Source organism: Bordetella genomosp. 4 (assembly GCF_002261185.1).
Lineage (GTDB): Bacteria > Pseudomonadota > Gammaproteobacteria > Burkholderiales > Burkholderiaceae_B > Bordetella_A.
Genome location: NZ_NEVQ01000008.1, coordinates 308,773 through 328,583, shown reverse-complemented (window position 1 = coordinate 328,583; position 19,811 = coordinate 308,773). Strand labels below are relative to the sequence as shown.

Here is a 19,811-nt window from a genome sequence, read left to right as displayed (position 1 = left end):
TGGCGCCCGTTCTTAAAGGCCTTTGCATCACCGATAGAGGCGCTTAAGGCGCTGGCGGTAATGGGCCCGATGCCAGGCACTTCTTCGAGCCGACGGCTGATGACGTGGTCCCGGTGCCAGGTTTTGATCTGTCCCTCGAGCTGCTGAACATGGGTATCAAGCACCTTGAGATGATCAAGCAATCGGTCGATTAACCCGCGCAGCATCAGAGGCACGTCATCGCCGGCGAGCTCCATCAAGGCTGGCACTTGCTTAGTAACGTGGACGATGCCTACGGGCACAATCACACCGAATTCAGCCAGCAGGCCTCGGATCTGATTGGCTTGAGCAGTGCGCGCTTGGACGAAGCTCTGGCGTGCACGATGGAGCGAGAGCAGGGCCTGCTGATCGACGGTTTTAATGGGTACGAAGCGCATGGTAGGTCGACTGACCGCCTCGCAGATCGCCTCGGCATCGGCGCGGTCGTTCTTGTTGCCCTTGACGAAGGGCTTGACGAACTGAGGAGCGATGATCCGTACGGTATGGCCCATGCTTTGTAACTTTCGCGCCCAATAATGTGCGCTGCCGCATGCCTCCATGCCGATGACACATGGCGGCAAGTTGGCGAAATAGGAGGCCATTTGATCGCGCTTGAGCTGCTTACGCACCAATGGCTTACCGCGTTTGTCGGCACCGTGGATCTGAAAGACACTCTTTGCCAAATCGATCGCAACTGTCGTAATCTCCATAGCGGACGCTCCTTCCGTCCAAGTGGTTGTACGCACTCCCACTTTGGCACATTGATGCCGTTTCAGGTAGGGGCGTCCATCCCATTGAATTCCGAAACTTCATGCCCAGGCTGGCGGACAAATGGCGGCTGATCGCGCCGGATTTTCCTGGCTTTGGGTATAGCGGCACGCCGGAGAGCTTTTCCTATACGTTCGATGGTTACGCTGCCTGGCTCAATGCCTTTGTCGAAAAACTGGGGCTCGAACGTTTTGTTCTCTACTTGCACGACTTCGGCTCGCCGATTGGAGCGAGGCTGGCCATCATGCAGCCAGAGCGTATCGCCGGACAGATCATCCAGAACGGCGACATTCCTTACGAAGACGCGCTGGGGCCCAAATACGCCGACATCGAGAAAGCCTGGACGCTGCCCGAAGACCAGATGCGCGCCGCAATGCGCGCAGCCGTGACCGAAGAAAACTTCCGCGACGAATTCCTGAACGATGTGCGCCCGGACCTGGCGGCGCTCATCTCCCCGGACCTCTGGAAACTGCACTGGGGCTTGGTGACAGAGAGAAGAAAGGACGCCGCCGCGCAGCTTCTCGCCGACCTGAAAGCGAATCGGGCCTGGTTTCCCGCCCATCGCCGCTACTTGCAGACCCATCAGCCGCCGACACTCATTGTCTGGGGGCCGCAAGACCACTACATGCCGGAAAAATCCGCCCGCGCCTATCTGCGCGACTTGCCTGACGCGCAGCTCCACCTATTGGACGGAGGACACTGGCTGCTGGAGACGAACCTCGACGAAGTCGTTTCCCTGGTCAGAGGATTCCTCGACTGTCTGAATTGGCACCAGGACACGCCGGCGCGGCAATAAAAAACCCCGCAAGCCATTGAGCTTACGGGGTTTTGGGATTTCGCTAGACTCTCTTGGAAGAGTCCCTGGCGGAGACGGAGGGATTCGAACCCTCGATGCAGTTTTAAGCCGCATGCTCCCTTAGCAGGGGAGTACCTTCAACCACTCGGCCACGTCTCCGCAGAACTTGTAATTCTAGCACGGTTTTTTGGACATACGCCACTGGCGCATGCCGAAAATGGGTGCAGAATCAGACTTTTTCAGCCGGTACCTGGTCCAGGCCAAAAGCCTTGTGCAGCGAACGGACGGCCAGTTCCATGTATTTGTCGTCGATGACCACCGAGGTCTTGATTTCGCTGGTGCTGATCATCTGGATGTTGATGCCCTCTTGCGAGAGGGTCTGGAACATCAGGCTGGCGACGCCCACGTGGGAACGCATGCCGATACCGACGATGGAGACTTTGGCGACTTTGTCATCGGTGACCAGTTCGCGCGCCTTGACGGCGGGTACGACTTCGCGCTGGAGCAGTTCGATGGTGCGCTGGAACTCGTTGCGGTTGACCGTGAACGAGAAATCAGTCGTACCAGCGACGGACTGGTTCTGCACGATCATGTCGACGTCGATGTTGGCAGCAGCAACAGGACCCAGGATGGAGAAGGCTACCCCCGGGGTGTCGGGCACAGCCAACAGGGTGATCTTGGCTTCGTCGCGGCTGAAGGCGATGCCGGAGACAACGGCGGCTTCCATTTTTTCGTCTTCCTCAAAAGTAATCAGCGTGCCCGAAGTCATTTCTTCTTCGAGCGGGATAAACGGGTCGGTCAGCGAAGACAGCACACGGGTGGGGACGCGGTACTTGCCGGCGAATTCCACCGAGCGGATCTGCAGCACCTTGGAGCCCAGCGAGGCCATTTCGAGCATTTCTTCGAAGGACACGACGGACATGCGGCGCGCCTCGGGGACGACGCGCGGGTCTGTGGTGTAGACGCCGTCGACATCGGTGTAGATCAGGCATTCGTCTGCCTTGAGGGCCGCAGCGACGGCCACGGCCGAGGTGTCGGAACCGCCACGGCCCAGCGTGGTGATGTGCCCCTCGGGATCGATGCCCTGGAATCCAGTCACGATGACGACGCGGCCGGCGTCGAGGTCGGTACGAATGCGGGTATCGTCGATCGATGTGATGCGAGCCTTGGTGAAGGACGAGTCGGTGCACACCGGGACTTGCCAGCCTGTATAGCTGCGGGCGGCGACGCCCTCGGCCTGCAGGGCGATGGCGAGCAGGCCGCTGCTGGCTTGTTCGCCGGTGGCGGCAATCATATCGAGTTCGCGGGGGTCGGGCTGGGGCGCAATTTCGCGGGCCAGGCCCAGCAGGCGGTTGGTTTCGCCGGCCATGGCCGACGGCACGACGACCACTTGGTGGCCAGCGGCATGCCATTTGGCAACGCGACGCGCGACATTGCGGATGCGCTCGACTGAGCCCATCGAGGTACCGCCGTATTTGTGAACGATCAGGGACATCTCGTACTCTGGCTGGAAACCTGCCACTGCTGGGCAGGCAAAGCTGAGTATTTTAGCGCGTGGTGAAAATTTGCGCAGGGGTGGGTCAATTTTGTGGGTGTTGAATGTTCAGAGTATCTCTATTTAGACGTACCGGCGGCGTGTGTGAGGTGGTGCTGGCCCTGTCGTCCGGTCTGGCCGCCTGCGCGGCCAGACTGCCCTTCGCCAGCCTCATCAGGCGGGGCGGCCGGGCAAACTCGCTTCGCTCAAACATGCCCAGCCGACTTCCCCCCGCCTGATGAGGCTGGCTCGGCGGACTCTACGGGCCAGCACCGCCTCACACACGCCGCCGGTACTCGCGATGGAGGCACACTACGGCCGTTGAAACCCTTTGTTGGTTGCATTGGATTTTATGGGCGTCTGCTTAACCTTATGAGCGCCGGCTTAATCCTATGGCAACAGTTCGAGCGGGTTGCGTATCGGGGTTTATGCCTCGTTGCGAGGCTCGATCCGCACGCGGCCGCGCTGGCAATGGATGACGTGCTGGGCGTGGGCGACTTGCATTTGGCGGTCGTGGCCCAGGCTGTGTAGTTGGCGCAGTTGGCGTAGCAGGTCTGCCATGCGGGCTTCGGTGGGCATGCGGGCGCCGTTCAAGCGCAGCCAGTGGCGTAGCACCAGGGATTGCCGGGCGGATGGCAGGCCGCGCCATTGGGCCAGGGAAAAGCTCTTGCCGTCGGGCGAGAGATCCAAGGTGGCCAGGTCGTTTTGTGCGACCTCTTCCAGGATGGCGCTTGTCTCGGCGGCGTGGCGTGCGTGGCTGGCCAGGCGAGCTTGCCAGCCGGGCCAGCGAGCGTCCAGAACCGGCGACAGCAATTCGCGAACGGCTGCGCGGGTGTAGCGGGGATCGGCGTTGGTAGGGTCCTGGACGGCATGCCAATCGTGCTGCTCGGCGAATGCGTGTGCAGATTGCAGGATGCTGGTGCGGCTTAGGTTCAACCACGGACGATGGTAGGTGATGCCATCGCGCTGCATGGTGGGCGCCATGGCAGCCATGCCGTCGGGGCCCGTACCGCGCAGCAGTCGCAGCAGGACGGTTTCGGCCTGGTCGTTCTGGTGATGGGCCAGCAGGATGTGCTGGACGTCGTGTTGACGGGCCAGTTCGGCTAACGAGGCGTAGCGTGCGTCGCGCGCGGCGGCTTCGATGCCCAGGCCGGTGGTGGCATCAACCTGGGCGTGGGCAGTGGCAACGGGTATGCCCAGGATGCGTCCCAGCCCCTGAACGTGATCGGCCCAGCCATCGGCGGCCGTTTGCAGGCCGTGGTGGACGTGGAACAGGATGAGTTCCGTGCCGCGCTCACGTGCCAGTGCAGCAGCATGTGCAGCAAGCATCGCGGAATCTGCGCCGCCGCTGGTGGCAACGGCCAGGCGTGCCGCCGGATTTGCCACGCCCTGCCATACCTTGCGCAGGGCGGCGGTCAAATCAGGACACGGAAACACGGCTATCTCAGGCGCGGACTTCTTGGAATTTGCCGTACGACAGCAGGCGCTGCACGCGTTGCTCGACCAGTTGTTCGGCCGTCATGCCGCGGAACTGGCGCAGGGCGTCGCCCAGTGCGCGGCGCAGCAGACGCGCCATGACACGGGGGTCGCGATGAGCGCCGCCCACAGGCTCGTTGACCACGCGATCGATCAAGCCCAGGTCTTTCAGTCGCGGCGCGGTGATGGCCAGCGCCTCGGCGGCCTCAGCGGCCTTGTCCGCGCTGCGCCACAGAATGGAAGCGCAGCCCTCGGGCGAAATCACCGAGTAGGTGGCGTATTGCAGCATCAACACGGCGTTGCCGACAGCGATCGCCAATGCCCCGCCGGAGCCACCCTCGCCGATGATGGTCGTGATGACCGGAACTTTGAGCTCGGCCATGGCGTACAGGTTGTGGCCGATGGCTTCGGATTGGCCGCGTTCCTCGGCACCGACGCCAGGGTAAGCGCCCGGCGTGTCGACAAAGGTAAAGATCGGCAACTTGAACTTTTCGGCCAGGCGCATCAGGCGCAGAGCCTTGCGATAGCCTTCGGGACGCGGCATGCCGAAATTGCGCGCGGCACGTTCTTTGGTATCGCGGCCCTTTTGGTGGCCGATGACCATGCAGGATTCGCCGTTAAAGCGCGCCAGGCCGCCGACGATGGACTGGTCATCGGCATACATGCGGTCGCCGTGCAGTTCATGGTAGTCGGTGAAGATCTCCCGGACATAGTCCAGGGTGTAGGGGCGCTGCGGATGCCGAGCCACCAGGGCGGTTTGCCACGGCGTCAATTTGCCGTAGATTTCCTTGGCCAGCGTCTGGCTTTTTTGCTGCAGCCGGCCGATTTCGTCGGAAATATCGACGGCAGAGTCGGCCTGGACATAGCGCAGTTGCTCGATTTTGTTCTCGAGCTCGGCCAGCGGTTGTTCAAATTCAAGGAAGGTATTGCGCATGAAATAGGGTTCCGTTATTGGGTGCCAGGTGGTGCGCTAGTTCAGAGCCGTATGGGGCTCCAGACTGCGCCACAGGTACCAGGTCGCCACGGTACGCCAAGGCTGCCACGCCGACGAGACCTCTCGGGCCTCGAAGCGCGAGACAGGCTCTCCGCTGAAGTAGTGTAACGAGATTGCTTTGAGCAATCCCAGATCGTCCAGAGGCAGCACATCGGGCCGCTGCAAATGGAAGATCAAAAACATCTCGGCCGTCCAGCGGCCGATGCCACGAATGGCGACCAATTCTGAGACCACGCTTTCGTCGTCCATGGCGGCCCATTTTTCCGGGTGCACACGGCGCTCGCCAAAATGCGCGGCTAAATCCTGTACGTATTCACATTTGCGCTGCGGCAGGCCTGCTTGCCGCAAGCCCTGTACGCCAACAGTGAGCACACTGCTCGGCGTGGGGCGCTTGCCAACAGTATCCACAAACCGTTGCCACAGCGTATCCGCGGCCTTGTTGGAAATCTGCTGTCCGAGGATGGCGCGCGCCAGCGTGATAAACGGCGAGCCGCGCGATGTCAGCCAGGTTTCACTATGCTGCGGAATGATTTTCTTGAGAATGCGATCGCGCCGCATCAGGTGGGCGACGGCTTCTTCCCAGTAGTCGGGCTTGGCGATGGCGATATCTGCGCTAGACATGACAGTGAGTGTTCCTCAGGCGCGGCGCCATTGGGTGATACCACCGGGTTTGTCATCGAGCTCGATGCCGGCCTCGCGCAACTGGGCGCGGATCCGGTCGGCTTCAGCGTAGTCGCGTGCCTGTTTGGCTGCCGCTCGCGCAGCGATCAGCGCATCGATCTGGCCAGCGTCCAATTCGTTGGAGGCCGTAGCGCCCCCCTGTGCCAGGCTGGCGGCCGAATAGCGGGTAGTGCATTGAAAGTAGCTGGCCGGATCCTGTTGCAGCAGTCCCAGCACCGCGGCCAATGCCTTGAGCTGGCCGGCAGCCTGCGCACTACGGGTGCGATTGGCATCGGAGGCCAGCTCAAACAATGCCGCCAACGCCCCCGAAGTGTTGAAATCATCGTCCATTGCGGCCTTGAAGGCCTGCGCCTGCGCACTATTCCAATCCACCGGACTACCGTCGGGCACGACATTCAGCAGCGCCTGATAGAGGCGGTCCAAGGCGTTTTGTGCATCGACCAGGTTATCCGGCGCGTAGTTTTGCGGGCTGCGATAGTGGTTGCGCACAATAAAGAAACGCAACATTTCGGCTTCGCGCGGATTGACGGCGTAGTCGGCCTGATCAGCGGCAGCCTCGCCCTGGGCGATGGTCTGGCGGATGGTGCGGAAATTGCCGAGGGATTTGGACATTTTGTCCGAGTCAACCATCAGCGGGCCGCAATGCATCCAGATGTTGGCCAAGGTACCGCCGAATGCGCCCTCGGTCTGGGCGATTTCGTTCTCGTGATGCGGGAATTTCAGGTCGGGGCCGCCGCCATGGATGTCCAGGGGCAAACCCAACAGGGCCTTGCTCATGGCCGAGCACTCGATGTGCCAGCCGGGACGGCCCAGGCCATACGGGGACGGCCATTTGGTGTCCTCGGGCTCGTCGGGTTTGGCGGCCTTCCAGAGGACAAAATCCAGGGGATCGCGTTTGGCCGAGCCCACGGCTACGCGCTCGCCAGCGCGCAAGTCGTCCAGCGCCTTGCCGGAGAGCTTGCCATAGCCGGCGAAGCCGCGCACCGCGTAGTTCACGTCACCGTCGTCGGCTCGATAGGCCAGGCCGTTTTGCTCGAGTTTGCCAATGATGTCGAGCATATCGCCCACGTACTGGGTGGCCCTCGGCTCGCGGTCGGGTGACTGTACCCCCAGGGCGCGCTCATCCGCATGCATGGCAGCGATGTAGTATTCGGTAACCTCGCCAATCCGCCGCCCGGTCTCGACCGCCCGGCGAATGATTTTGTCGTCGATATCCGTGATGTTGCGCACATAGTCGACCGTCAGGCCGCTGGCGCGCAGCCAGCGCTGCACCACATCGAAAGCCACCAGCATGCGGGCATGGCCCAGATGGCAATAGTCGTACACGGTCATGCCACACACGTACATGCGCACCTGGCCGGGCTGGGCCGGCTTGAAGGGTTCTTTAGTACGCGATAACGTGTTGTAGATGTGCAGCATGACGCTTGAACAGGCCTCGATAAATTGCGGTGCAAGTCCCGCGGAGCGGTCGGCGCCGGCAGGCGAAACATCGGCGGATCAACGACGAACACAACCGGGGCTAAAATGGCGGTCGTCAAGTATAGCAAGCGGCCTCGTTACGCGCCCAACGCGTCTCCATTTTTAACGGATACCCCAGTGACCCTAAACCGCCTTTTCCGTATAACCATGCTGATCCTGCCTCTGGTCGCCCTGCCCGGCGGAGCTGCGTTCGGGCAGGCCATGGGCGGAGCTGGAAACCTCCCCTATGACGACACGAACACGCGCACCAAGCTGGATCCGCCGCGTCCCGAGGGTGGCTGGAAAGGCTTGGCCAATCTGCTCGAGGCCCTGAAACCGGGCGTAGACACGCGCCTGGACCCGACGCCGTCCCAGATCACGACGCATATTGAGCGCCTGCTCAATGACGGCAAAAACGAAGAAGCCCTCGCGATGATCGAGCAACGCGAGGCCGCTATCAAGGACCAGCGCGGCACCGATGTGCAGCTCATGTTCCAGCATGCGCGCGCGCTGGCTGCGCTGGGCCGCACCTCCGAAGCGGTGAGCCTCTACACCGAGATGACTACCCGATTTCCAGAATTGCCCGAACCCTGGAACAATCTGGCTGCGCTGTATGCGCAACAAGGCGAACTGGATCGGGCCCACGAGGCCCTCGAGATGGCGTTGCGCGCCGATCCGAATTACCCGGCTGCGCGCGCCAACATGGGAGACATTCAACTCATGATGGCGCTGCGCACCTATCGCAATGCTGCGAACCAGGGCGTGCCTGGCATGAACGCCAAGGCACGTGAAATCGAAAACATGCTGAAGGAAAGTCAACACAGATGATTTCGCGCTACTCTCCTCTACATTTGCTGCGTTTAGCGGCCTGCAGTGTTGCCCTGGCGATCGTGCCGGCAGCCGCGAGCGCCCAGGCAGCAACCCCATCAACCCCCTCCTCCAAAGAAGGCACCAAACCCATGAGCACCTCTCCCCGCGTCAAACTGCAAACCAATCAGGGCGATATTGTGATTACCCTGGATGCGGAAAAAGCCCCCAAGACCGTGGAAAACTTCCTGAGCTACGTCAAGAGCGGTTTCTACAACGGCACGATTTTCCACCGCGTCATTGACGGTTTCATGATCCAGGGCGGCGGCTTCGAAGCCGGTCTCAAGCAAAAACCCACGCAAGCGCCGATCGAAAACGAAGCCAACAACGGCCTGAAGAATGACAAGTACACCCTGGCCATGGCGCGCACCAGCGATCCGCATTCGGCGACCGCTCAGTTCTTTATCAACGTCGCCAACAACGACTTCCTGAACTTCACCGCTCCCACGCCTAACGGCTGGGGCTACGCCGTATTCGGCAAAGTCACAGAAGGCACCGAGGTCGTCGACAAGATCAAGGGCGTGAAGACCGGCAACAGCGGCTTCCACCAAAACGTGCCGACCGAGGACGTGGTCATCGAAAAGGCCGAAGTCCTTGAATAAGGTCACGTTGCAGGGCCCCGTCTGGCTGGCTTCGGATGTACACCTGGGGCCGGCCACACCGGCCACCGCCGAGGCATTCCTGGGGTTCCTGGACGCGGCGGCAGACGAAGCCGCTGCGCTGCTTTTGCCTGGCGATATTTTTGATGCCTGGATCGGTGACGATGTCATCAAGATCGCCCCGCCCTGGCTGGCGGCAGCGCTCCAGGGGCTGCAACGCACGGCTGCCCGCATTCCGCTCTGGCTGGGGCGCGGCAACCGCGATTTCCTGATGGGCGCCGATCTGGCCAATGCGCTGGGCGCGCAGCTGCTGCCCGAACCCGCTCTGTTGGAAACGGACTTTGGCCGTATCCTGCTGACCCACGGCGATGAGTACTGTACGGACGATGCCGCCTACCAGCAGTTTCGGACCATGGTGCGCAACCCGCAATGGCAAGCCCAGTTTCTGGCCAAGACCATTCCCGAACGGATGGCCATGGCGCAGCAGGCGCGCGGCGAGAGCCAATCGGCGAATCAAATGAAATCCGCCGAGATCATGGACGTCAATGCACAGGCGATCGAACAGGCCTTTCGCGAGGCCGACATCGATATTCTGGTGCACGGCCACACGCATCGTCCTGCCCGGCATGTGTTGGAGGTCGATGGACGCCGCCGCGAACGCTGGGTGTTGCCCGACTGGGAATGCGATCATGCCAATCCGCCGCGCGGCGGCTGGCTGGTCATCGACCGCGACGGCATTACGCCTTACGATCTGGATATCGCCTGAACGGTATCCGAGAACGCACGGCCCAAAAAAACGCTGGATTCGCGATATCACGAATCCAGCGTTTTTTATTGCCGAGCCACCCAAAACCCAAAGGGGCCCTTGGGGCGGCAAACCGAAGGCGCAGCGTGGGGTTTTTCCTAGAACGTCAGGCGTGCGTCGCAAGCCAGATGGCCACCACGATACCCAACGCAATCCGGTACCAGGCAAACACGCGATAGGTGTGATTGGCCACAAAACGCAGGACTGCACGCACCACGACCAACGCGCTCAAGAAGGCCGCGATGAAGCCCACCGCGATGGCCGACAGATCATGACTGCTCAGTAAGTCGATATTGCGGTACATGTCATAGACCGCCGCCCCCAGCATCGTGGGCATGGCGAGAAAGAACGAAAACTCCGTCGCCGTCTTGCGTTGGATACCGGCAATCATCCCGCCAATAATTGTCGCGCCTGAACGCGACACACCAGGAATCATCGCGACGCACTGCGCAACGCCGACGCCGATCGCCTGTTTCCACGTAATCTGCTCCAGCGTACGAGCCGTGGCACGCTCATCCGACGCAGAGTCATCGGCCGCCCCTGGCACATCGCCTGGCGTATGGTGCGTGCGGCGCTCTACCCACAGCATGATGAGTCCGCCCAGTACCAGGGTCACCGCGACCACGCCGGGGTGATAGAAGACGCTTTTGATGGTCTTGATGAAAATCGCCCCGATCACCGCGGCCGGCAAGAAAGCCAACAGCAGGTTGCGGGTAAAGGCGACCTCAACGGGCACACCGGTCAGCGTGCCACGGATCAGTTGCCACAAGCGCGCGCGGAATATCCACATCACCGCCAGGATCGACCCCAGCTGAATCACTACCTCGAACACCTTGCCGGAGCTCGAGGTGAAATTGATCAAGTCACCGATGATGATCAAATGCCCTGTGCTGGAAACCGGAATGAACTCGGTCAGCCCTTCGATGATGCCGAGGAAAAAAGCCTTGATCAGGTATAGGGTGCTATCGGTCACAGTGTCTGTAGAAGAGAAGGATTAATAACTATCGCCATCGGCATCAGCATCAGACGGCATCAGAGACATACGCTCAACGCGCACCGACGCGATACGACGGCCATCGAGTTCCAGCACCTCGAAACGGAAACGATAATGCAGGTCCTCGTATTCGCAGCTATCGCCGGGCCGCGGCAAATGGCCAAAACGCGCCAATAAGTAGCCCGCCAGCGTGGAATAGTCCTGCGCATCGTCGAGCAAGCCTTCGGTCTCCAGCACTTGCTCGACGTGATGCAGGTCGGCAGCGCCGTCGATTCTCCAGACGTTGTCCTCTAGCGGCGTGATGTCGGGCAGTTCGTCCTCATCGGGGAATTCGCCGGCAATCGCCTCGAAAACATCGATCGGCGTGACCAAGCCCTCGATCGCACCGAACTCGTCAGCCACCAGCACCAACTGCCCGCGCGAACGCTTCAGCGTGTCCATCAAGCGCAGGATACCAATAGATTCGTGCACGATGATGGGATCACGCAAACGGTTACGACGAATATGGCCGTCGGTGATCAGGTCGGCCACAAGGTCTTTGGCGCGGCCAATCCCGATGACCTCGTCGAGCGAGCCGCGGCATACCGGAAAAAAGCTGTGAGGCGCCTCAGTCAACTGCTTGCGTATCGTCTGCGCGTCGTCATCGATATTGACCCATGACAAATCGGTGCGCGGCGTCATGATAGAGCGTATCGAGCGCTCGGCCAGCGTCAATACGCCACTGACCATGTTGCGCTCTTCGACGCCAAAGGCGGGCGTGTCGGGCTGGTCCGGTCGCGCGATCGCGGTATCGTCGCTTTCGGCTGGCGGGCGCTTGCCCAGCATGCGCAACACGGCGCTGGCCGTACGGTCGCGCATCGGGCGGGTCGCATCCAGGCGCAGCAGATTGCGGCGCGCCACCTGATTCAGCGCCTCGATCGCCACCGAGAAGCCGATCGCAGCATAGAGATAGCCCTTGGGGACTTTGAAGCCAAAGCTTTCGGCCAACAGCGAAAAACCGATCATCAGCAAAAAGCCCAAACACAGCACCACCACGGTAGGGTGCGCATTGACGAAACGCGTCAACGGTTTGGAGGCAATCAACATCACGCCGATCGCAATGGTCACCGCCATCATCATGATGGCCAGATGATCCACCATCCCTACGGCGGTAATGACCGAGTCCAATGAGAACACGGCGTCCAGCACGACGATCTGCGTCACGATGACCCAGAAACTGGCGTAAACGCGCGGTCCGGATACCTCAGCGGTTTTGCCCTCGATGCGCTCGTGGAGCTCGAGGGTCCCTTTGAACAGCAGGAACAGGCCGCCCACCATCAGGATCAGGTCTCGACCTGAGAACGTCAGCGGCCCGACAGAAAATAGCGGAGCAGTGAGAGTGACCAGCCACGACATGACGGACAACAGGCCCAGACGCATCAGCAGCGCCAAGGACAGACCCACGATACGCGCGCGGTCGCGCTGCGCCGGGGGCAACTTGTCAGCCAGAATGGCAATGAAAATGAGGTTATCGATCCCCAGGACGATTTCAAGAACGACCAGGGTAAGCAGGCCGACCCACGCGGCGGGGTCCTGCAGCCACTCCATCAAGAGCTCCGAAAGTTTTGGAACCGCCAATCGTACATGGAAATGGCGCGACTTGCCGGCAACATGCCGGCAGATGAGGATAAATCAGGAGGCGGATTTGCCCCGGTACGATGCAAAAAACCGGGGTGCCGATCCCTGTTATTGTGACCCAGCGCCCCGCAGGCATGCAGCATGCATGCGCCGGAGTCAACGCGTACTCAGTCCTGCTTCGGTTGCAGGGCAGCCAGCATCTGCGTAAAGATCTTGGGGCTGCCTGCGAGCACGTTGCCTGAATCCATCCACCCTTGTTCGCCGTCCAGATCGGCGACCAGGCCGCCCGCCTCCTGGATCAGCAGGCTGCCTGCCGCCACGTCCCAGGGTTTGAGCTTGAGGCCGCAGAAACCGTCCAAGCGGCCCGTGGCCACATAGGCCAGATCCAGCACGGTCGAGCCCATACGGCGCACGCCGCTGCAGTTCTCGGTCATTTGGCGGAACCGGCCACCGCCGGCGTCGGCGTCGCCCGAGCGCGGCCAGTGCGCCCCCAGGAGCGCTTCGGCGTAACGGGTGCGGCTCGACACGCGCACACGGCGGTCGTTCAGGAACGTACCGCTGCCGCGGCTGGCGGTGAACAATTCGTTGCGCGACGGGTCGTAGACCACTGCCTGCGTGACTTGGCCACGCTGGGTCAAGGCGATCGACACGGCATAATTGGGCAAGCCATGGATGAAGTTGGTCGTGCCGTCCAGCGGATCAATGATCCATTGGAATTCGGCCTGCTCCGGCCCCTGCAGGCCGAATTCCTCGCCCAGCACCGCATGATCGGGATAGGCGGCTTGCAGGGTCTCGACAATGGACTCCTCGGCAGCACGATCGACATCCGTGACATAATCGCGCGGTCCCTTGCGGGCTACGCTGATTCGTTCCAAGTCCAGGCTGGCACGATTGACGATAGTGCCGGCACGCCGGGCCGCCTTGATGGCGATATTGAGCATCGGGTGCATAAAATTCCGTACGTATGCAATAAGGCTCAACGGGAATGCCGGGTTTCACCAGCCGGTTCCCCTTGAGCGACAACATGGGGCGGCCCTGCCGCAATCGCGCGGCAAAGCCCCGAAAAAATCAGGATGGCACTAGGCCAAACCGGGTATTTTAAATGACTCAAGCATTTTCACGCGTTCAGTTCATCATGGTACAGCCCAGCCACCCCGGAAACGTCGGGTCGGCGGCACGCGCCATCAAGACGATGGGCTTTCAGAATCTGGTCCTGGTCGAGCCCAAATTTCCCGATATGACCACGCAACCCGAGGCCATCGCCCTGGCCAGCGGCGCCGTCGACGTCCTCGAACACGCCCGCGTCTGCGCCACCCTGGAAGAAGCCCTGGCGCCGGTCACTCTGGCATTTGCCCTGACGGCGCGGGTGCGCGACCTGGGGCCTCCGCCCTGCGACATCCGTCAGGCGGCAGAGCTGGCCAGCGATCACCTGGCCAACGCGGAATCCGGCGACACCGCCATCGTGCTGGGCACCGAGCGGGCGGGCCTGACCAACGCGCAGATCGCATTGTGCCATCGCATTTGCCATATCCCCGCCAACCCGGAATACAGTTCACTGAACGTCGCCCAGGCCCTGCAACTGGGCGCGTGGGAACTGAGATATGCCTTGCTCAAGGCAGCCGGCGCGGCCATGTTGCCCGCCTCGACGGCCCAACAGGCCGACCCGGGCGCGGCGCCTGCCCCCAGCGAGGCCGTGCTGGCATTTCTGAAACACTGGGAAGAAGCCTTGATCCAGATCGAGTTTCTCGACCCAGCCCACCCCAAAAAACTGATGCCGCGCATGCGGCACTTGTTCAGCCGCAGTGGCCTGACCCGCGACGAAGTCGATATGCTGCGAGGGGTGTGCACAGCGATGCTGCGTAAAACAAAGATCGTCGGGGATAAGCAGAAATAGCTCTCTGCTATCTCCGCTTGAGGTGCTCGCGCCTCGGCAAACACCCCACGCCCTGCATCATATTCACCCGCCACAAACAATCGGGCGGGCCACAGCCCGCCTGATCGCCGTTCCGTGCCGAGAGCGTGCAAGGAAACGCGATATCTACGTTGCCTCCTTGCCGCCCTATGGGCTGTCCGGGTCAAAGATTCGCCCGGACCTATCCCCCTCAGTCGACCTGCGCGCCCGAAGCCTTGACCACCGGCGCCCAGTTTTCGACTTCCGACTTGATGAAAGCGCCGAACTGAGCAGGAGTCGTCTTTTCACCCACAGCGCCCAGGCCCTCAAACGCCTTTTGCACTTCGGGATTGTCTTGCGCCTTGACGATGGCGGCGTTGAGCTTTTCGATGACCTCCGGCGGCGTGCCGGCCGGCGCGATCAAACCGAACCACGACGACACGTCGAACTTGTCAAAGCCCAATTCCTGCATCGTGGGCAGATCGGGAGCCGAGGGCGAACGCTTGGCCGTAGTCACGGCCAACGCTTTCAACTTGCCGCCTTTCACATGCGGCCAAGAAGACGGCATGTTATCGAACATGAATTGCACCTGGCCGCCGATCAGATCGGTCACCGCTGGCGCGCTGCCTTTGTAGGGCACGTGTAATACGTCAATGCCGGTACGCATCTTGAACAGCTCGCCTGCCATGTGAATCGACGTGCCGCTGCCCGATGAGGCGAACGCCAGCTTGCCGGGATTCGCCTTGGCATAGTCCACCAGTTCTTGCACCGACTTCACCGGCACATTCGGGTTCAGGACCAGAATGTTCGGGACCTTGGCACCCAATGCGACGGGGACGAAGTCCTTGGTCAGATCGAACGAAACGTTGCGGTAGAGCGTCTGGTTGATGGCGCTGGTCACGGCGACGAACAACAGCGTGTAACCGTCGGGGTCCGCACGTTTTACGTAATCAGTTGCGATGTTGCTGCCGGCGCCGGGCTTGTTTTCTACAACAAAGGATTGACCCAATGTCTGCGTCAGCTCCTTGGCCATGATGCGAGCGATCACGTCAGTCGTGCCACCCGCCGAAAAACCTACAACAATGTGCACGGGCTTGTCTGGGTAGGCAGCCTGGGCACTGGCGGCAATCGCCATCGATCCCAGAACACCGGCAAGCAGCGACGCGGCATGGCGAAGAAAACGGGGCTTTTGACCTGTGGTCATGTCGTGTCTCCTGTGAAGTGTCCATAGTACGGACGTTATGGTTGGTAATACCGACCGAATTTTCTACTAGTCAACGTCGTTCCGGCAAGGTAGAGTCCACACCACGGACGATTTTGCAGGGCGCCGCTTTACGAAGGCTGCTCGCATCGTTATTAGTTACAAGTTCGAGTGCAGCATGTCGATTTCTGAGAGCTCTTCCGGCCCGCGCACCCTGCGCCGTGGCCTGACGGTACTGGCCACTCTGCGCGACCACGGCGCAGGCGGCTTGAGCATTACCGACCTTGCCCGCCTGACGGGCATCCAGCGCCCGACGATTTACCGTCTACTTGCGGCGTTGTTAGACGCTGGCCTGGTATTACCCGTGCCCGGCACCAAAAAATACCGGGCACAATGGGCGACGACCGCGGATACGGTGACGCCTGACCCCCGCATCAGTCAGACGCTGCCGAGCCTGAAACGCCTGGCCGAGCGCACCGGAGACGCCGTGTTCCTCGTGGTGCGCGAAGGCGACGAGTCGGTCAGCCTGCATCGGGAAATCGGCGGCTATCCCGTGCAGATCCTGGCCACTTATGCCGGCAAGCGCCAACCGCTGGGTGTCGGCTCGGGGGGGATGGCGATTCTGGCCGCCCTGCCCGACGCTGTCGCACACAGCATCGTCGAGCGCAACTCCGGATACCTGGATGAATATGGCGGCATGACGCCGCACGAGATGCTGCGATTGATCGAGAACACGCGCGCGCGCGGTTATGCCGTCGTCGGCAACCATGCCGTGCGCGGTGCGCTGGGCGTAGGCTGCGCCCTGCTGGACCCGCAAGGAGCGCCCATTCTGGCGATCAGCGTGACTGCCATCATTGACCGCATGCCTGCGCCACGGCAGCGAGAAATCGCGGGCTGGATCCATGCGGAACTCGCCCGGCTCTCGCTGCGCAGCACGTGATCAGGCGGCCAAATCGTCTTTGGGCTGGCCCTGAATCTCGCGTACGGGGATCGGGGCCTTGAACCCCGAAGACGCCAGCGTCTGACGGATCTGGTGAAACAACCCCCAACGCAGATCCCAGTATTGCGCGGCTGCGCACCACATGCGGATATTGATCACCGTCCCGTTATCTTTGTATTCGCTTACCTTGACCAGCGGTGCAGGATCTTTCAACACCAACGGGTGCGACTCGACGATCTGGGTCAAACTCGTGATCGCCGCATCCAGGTCGTCGCTATAGTGGATCGTGACAGGCAGATCCAGACGGCGCGTCACATTGCGGCTGTAATTGGTGATGGTCGCGCCCCAGACTACGCTATTGGGCAGCGTGATGTGAATACCATCGGCCTGCACCAGGCGGCACAAGAACAGGCCGACTTCCTCGACGGTTCCTTCGGTGCCGGTGCTCAACGCAACATATTCACCAGTACGCAACGGGCGCAAAATCAACAGCATGATGCCCGCCGCAATGTTCTGCAGCGTATTCTGCAATGCCAGCCCTACCGCCAAGCCGGCCGCGCCCAACACCGCAATCAAACTAGCCGTTTGCACGCCAAAGCGCGCCAACACGGCGATAAGCGTAAAGATACGTACGGTCCACACCACGACGCTGTAGAACATCGGCACGATCGTCGCATCGATACGCGGCGATCGCGTTGCCGCGCGTCGCACCCAGCGGCCTAGCAACGACGATACCCACCAGCCAAGGATCAATATCACCAGGGCCATGGCGACATTGACCGCGCCGTCGGCCAATCGCGGCATGATGGCTTCCAGATTCACCAAATACTCTTGCATGTCTTTTCCAACAGGTCAAAATTAAGCGCACAACATTAGTTGTACGCTGAATAATTAAACAGCCGGAAACTGTATCAAATCACGGTGACCGTGCCGAGTATTGTTCGGTTCCGTCACAAACGACGGAAATGATTATCCCAAGACAGACCTGAAGACGGCGTCAGAATGGATTGCGCCGATGCCGCAGGACCTGCCTGCACCAGCGCGCCCATTCCGCTATTGACTAAAAAGCGTCCCGGCGCCAACGGCGCGACACCGCAGCCATCCGACAGGCGCGTTGTCCCAAGCATGCGACCGCTGGCAGCGTCCCAGTACAGCACCTGATTCCCCACAGGACTGCTGGTCGCGATCACGCCCCCTGCCGGATCTGCGGCAACAGAACCGATGTAATTGCGGCAATCACGCAGCACGTCTTCTGGGCCGGCAAACAACTCCGGCTCGTGCCCCCTGCGATGCCTTCCCACCAGCGCAGGCCGCTCGCTGGCAGGCCCCATGTGCTGGCAGCCGAACCACACGGTCCCGTCAGCCGCCAAGGCCAGATGACGAATCGACAAACGGTGCAGATCCTGTGTCAACTCGACACGCTCGATCAAGCGTCCATCGTTCGCATCGATATACGCCAACGACGGGCGCATCGTATCCAGATTCAGTTCCAGCTTGCCGTAATCCGGGTGCGTCAGAATGCCGCCATTGGCCACACAAAGCGTCTTGCCGTCTGGCAGCAGGACGACCTCATGAGGGCCAATGCCGCCGGTTTCAAACTCACCAATGCGGCGATAGTCTCCGCCCTCCGACGCATCGTAAATACCCAGAACACCCTTGCCCGCTTCGTAGGCGTTCTCTGTTGCCACCATGCGTTTGCCGTCGGGTAGATAGACACCGTGACCGAAAAAATGGCGCTCGCTCACGGCCTTCAATGCGACGGGAGACCGGGAACCGTCGATACGAAAAGCGACCGCGAAAAATCCCGGCTGGCGACCGAACACCACAGCACGCCCTCTAGCAGGATCCAACGCAAAACTGTGGCCACGAGCGGGCATGGGCACCACCAGTTGGTCACGGCCCTGCACGTCTAATACAACGGCCTCATAACGACCATGAGCCTTGCGCGCGGCCACATACAGCGGCCCCTCGGCAGCGGTCAAAGGGTCTGTACGGCTGGCCACGTCCTCTGGCAAGCCCGTCGCAGCACGTAATACCGCAGGCGACAGACCAGCCAGCGCAGTCAAGGCCAAAAAGCGGCGGCGATCAATCTCCATCGAGCGCATTGAATCCAATCGTGACGCCCATGGCAGGCGCAAAATTCTGATCCACAATGTCCTTGGCGTTTTTCAGGATCAAACCCACCAATGCCAAGCGTTGCCATCCCGCCTCGTCGGCCAACAATTGCTGCAGTGGTTCGTTCACCTTATCCAACACCTCAGCGGCGCGATCGAGTTCACCGGTCAACGAGGCCCCGATCCATTCTTCGCCCTTGGGATAGCGATAGCCGCCCGCGTCGTAAAACGCACGCATCCCTTTTATGCTTGCCGCCAACATCGGTACAGTCGACCCGCTGCGCCAGAATGCGGCACGCTGCGCGCGGGCTGCCTGCGCGGAGTCGCCCAACACAGGCAACAATTTGACGTCGCGCGCAAATTGCAGACCTGTCGACAATGCTTTGATGGCCTCGGCCGCGACCTCTTGTTGAGTGCGATACAAGTCATTGCCCGCAGCAGGCGCAGTAAATTGCCGCCCGAATTCACCCTCGGGGCTCCAGGCCTGCTGCAACTCGTCCGACACCGCCGCGACATTACCCGCCACGGCCACGGCGTAGCTGCACGCATAGGGCGTGTCTTTGCCCGGCGCAGATTTCACCAAGCCTGGCGTGTCGTACAACACATATTCCAATGCAGGCAAACCTTGCATCGCCACGCTGCGCGAGGCCAGTGCCCCCGGCGCCACCGCAGCAGGATCGGCCGCAGCCAACAACGCGCGGACCTGACGCTGCATCACCCCGCGGGTGTCGGGCCAGAATGCCAATTTCTCATAGCGGTTGCCCTGCACCAACGGACCGAAACGCAAAAACTCCACGCCAGCCCAGGCCTGCATCGTCCCAGCAAAAGCCTGCTGTACGCCTTTCACATCGGCTTGTCCGCTGCTATCGCACCAGGTCTTCAAAGCCTGCTGCAAATGATCGGCCTGCTCGGCCAGTTTGGCGACGGCAGGCCGCGCATAACCGTCGGCCAGGCGCTTGCCCAAGTCGCTGGGCGCCTGTGCCAAGGCCAGCCAGGGCGCAATCACCATGACAGCGGCCGACATCCATTGCTTCGTCTTCAACATACTTACTCCTATC

At 61.1% G+C, this 19,811-nt stretch carries 19 protein-coding genes and 1 tRNA gene; 6 read left to right on the top strand and 14 right to left on the bottom strand.

Annotated features, from left to right (window positions below; translation table 11 throughout):
* A partial coding sequence (locus tag CAL20_RS06735; protein WP_094837481.1) for an IS110 family transposase occupies window positions 1-728 on the bottom strand: 728 nt, incomplete at its 3' end.
* Window positions 729-754: 26 nt separating this feature from the next.
* Here CAL20_RS06735 and CAL20_RS06730 point away from each other — a divergent pair.
* A complete protein-coding gene (locus CAL20_RS06730) occupies window positions 755-1,582 on the top strand; it encodes an alpha/beta fold hydrolase (RefSeq protein WP_141217700.1) in 828 nt (275 codons plus the stop codon).
* A gap of 66 nt (window positions 1,583-1,648) precedes the next feature.
* On the opposite strand, the gene CAL20_RS06725 is transcribed toward CAL20_RS06730, so the two are convergent.
* From CAL20_RS06725 to cysS, 6 genes are all read right to left on the bottom strand, one after another.
* Window positions 1,649-1,741: transfer RNA gene (locus CAL20_RS06725), tRNA-Ser, on the bottom strand.
* A 70-nt stretch (window positions 1,742-1,811) separates the two neighbouring features.
* The gene (locus CAL20_RS06720; protein ID WP_176456544.1) at window positions 1,812-3,077 is read right to left on the bottom strand and encodes an aspartate kinase; all 1,266 of its coding nucleotides are present in this window, start codon (window positions 3,075-3,077) and stop codon (window positions 1,812-1,814) included.
* A gap of 465 nt (window positions 3,078-3,542) precedes the next feature.
* Window positions 3,543-4,535 carry a tRNA lysidine(34) synthetase TilS gene (gene tilS, locus CAL20_RS06715; RefSeq protein ID WP_373558278.1) on the bottom strand — a complete coding sequence of 331 codons (993 nt, stop codon included), beginning with the start codon at window positions 4,533-4,535 and terminating at the stop codon, window positions 3,543-3,545.
* Window positions 4,536-4,560: 25 nt separating this feature from the next.
* Window positions 4,561-5,526 carry an acetyl-CoA carboxylase carboxyltransferase subunit alpha gene (locus tag CAL20_RS06710; RefSeq protein WP_094837480.1) on the bottom strand — a complete coding sequence of 322 codons (966 nt, stop codon included), beginning with the start codon at window positions 5,524-5,526 and terminating at the stop codon, window positions 4,561-4,563.
* Between the two features lie 36 nt (window positions 5,527-5,562).
* Entirely contained in the window at window positions 5,563-6,207 is a 645-nt protein-coding gene (locus tag CAL20_RS06705; RefSeq protein WP_094837479.1) for a DNA-3-methyladenine glycosylase family protein, read from the bottom strand.
* A 15-nt stretch (window positions 6,208-6,222) separates the two neighbouring features.
* Window positions 6,223-7,686, bottom strand: a complete 1,464-nt coding sequence (cysS, locus tag CAL20_RS06700) for a cysteine--tRNA ligase (protein WP_094837478.1) — start codon at window positions 7,684-7,686, stop codon at window positions 6,223-6,225.
* A 261-nt stretch (window positions 7,687-7,947) separates the two neighbouring features.
* Here cysS and CAL20_RS06695 point away from each other — a divergent pair, with 261 nt between their 5' ends.
* The 3 genes from CAL20_RS06695 to CAL20_RS06685 all read left to right on the top strand — a co-directional run bounded on the left by CAL20_RS06695 (window position 7,948) and on the right by CAL20_RS06685 (window position 9,957).
* The gene (locus tag CAL20_RS06695; RefSeq protein ID WP_254924222.1) at window positions 7,948-8,553 is read left to right on the top strand and encodes a tetratricopeptide repeat protein; all 606 of its coding nucleotides are present in this window, start codon (window positions 7,948-7,950) and stop codon (window positions 8,551-8,553) included.
* A gap of 131 nt (window positions 8,554-8,684) precedes the next feature.
* Window positions 8,685-9,194, top strand: a complete 510-nt coding sequence (locus CAL20_RS06690; protein ID WP_094822507.1) for a peptidylprolyl isomerase — start codon at window positions 8,685-8,687, stop codon at window positions 9,192-9,194.
* Window positions 9,187-9,957 carry a UDP-2,3-diacylglucosamine diphosphatase gene (locus tag CAL20_RS06685; protein WP_094822393.1) on the top strand — a complete coding sequence of 257 codons (771 nt, stop codon included), beginning with the start codon at window positions 9,187-9,189 and terminating at the stop codon, window positions 9,955-9,957. Before CAL20_RS06690 ends, CAL20_RS06685 begins: the two co-directional genes overlap by 8 nt.
* A gap of 145 nt (window positions 9,958-10,102) precedes the next feature.
* Here CAL20_RS06685 and CAL20_RS06680 read toward each other — a convergent pair whose 3' ends face one another.
* The 3 genes from CAL20_RS06680 to CAL20_RS06670 all read right to left on the bottom strand — a co-directional run bounded on the left by CAL20_RS06680 (window position 10,103) and on the right by CAL20_RS06670 (window position 13,557).
* Entirely contained in the window at window positions 10,103-10,969 is an 867-nt protein-coding gene (locus CAL20_RS06680) for an undecaprenyl-diphosphate phosphatase (protein WP_094822394.1), read from the bottom strand.
* Between the two features lie 21 nt (window positions 10,970-10,990).
* A complete protein-coding gene (locus CAL20_RS06675; protein WP_094822395.1) occupies window positions 10,991-12,577 on the bottom strand; it encodes a TerC family protein in 1,587 nt (528 codons plus the stop codon).
* Window positions 12,578-12,774: 197 nt separating this feature from the next.
* The gene (locus tag CAL20_RS06670; protein ID WP_094822396.1) at window positions 12,775-13,557 is read right to left on the bottom strand and encodes an inositol monophosphatase family protein; all 783 of its coding nucleotides are present in this window, start codon (window positions 13,555-13,557) and stop codon (window positions 12,775-12,777) included.
* 152 nt (window positions 13,558-13,709) lie between these two features.
* On the opposite strand from CAL20_RS06670, the gene CAL20_RS06665 reads away from it, so the two are divergent.
* Entirely contained in the window at window positions 13,710-14,501 is a 792-nt protein-coding gene (locus CAL20_RS06665) for an RNA methyltransferase (RefSeq protein ID WP_094822397.1), read from the top strand.
* Window positions 14,502-14,709: 208 nt separating this feature from the next.
* Here CAL20_RS06665 and CAL20_RS06660 read toward each other — a convergent pair whose 3' ends face one another.
* On the bottom strand, window positions 14,710-15,702 hold the full coding sequence (locus CAL20_RS06660; protein WP_094837477.1) for a Bug family tripartite tricarboxylate transporter substrate binding protein: 993 nt from the start codon (window positions 15,700-15,702) through the stop codon (window positions 14,710-14,712).
* A 175-nt stretch (window positions 15,703-15,877) separates the two neighbouring features.
* Between CAL20_RS06660 and CAL20_RS06655 the strand changes: the two genes are divergently transcribed.
* A complete protein-coding gene (locus CAL20_RS06655; RefSeq protein WP_094822399.1) occupies window positions 15,878-16,639 on the top strand; it encodes an IclR family transcriptional regulator in 762 nt (253 codons plus the stop codon).
* Here CAL20_RS06655 and CAL20_RS06650 read toward each other — a convergent pair whose 3' ends face one another.
* The 3 genes from CAL20_RS06650 to CAL20_RS06640 form a co-directional block, all read right to left on the bottom strand.
* Window positions 16,640-17,476 (bottom strand): mechanosensitive ion channel family protein, encoded by an 837-nt coding sequence (locus tag CAL20_RS06650; RefSeq protein ID WP_094822400.1) that lies wholly within the window; start codon window positions 17,474-17,476, stop codon window positions 16,640-16,642.
* A 113-nt stretch (window positions 17,477-17,589) separates the two neighbouring features.
* Entirely contained in the window at window positions 17,590-18,735 is a 1,146-nt protein-coding gene (locus CAL20_RS06645; protein WP_176456546.1) for a DUF1513 domain-containing protein, read from the bottom strand.
* Window positions 18,725-19,798, bottom strand: a complete 1,074-nt coding sequence (locus tag CAL20_RS06640) for an imelysin family protein (RefSeq protein WP_094822402.1) — start codon at window positions 19,796-19,798, stop codon at window positions 18,725-18,727. Before CAL20_RS06640 ends, CAL20_RS06645 begins: the two co-directional genes overlap by 11 nt.
* Window positions 19,799-19,811: the final 13 nt, after the last annotated feature.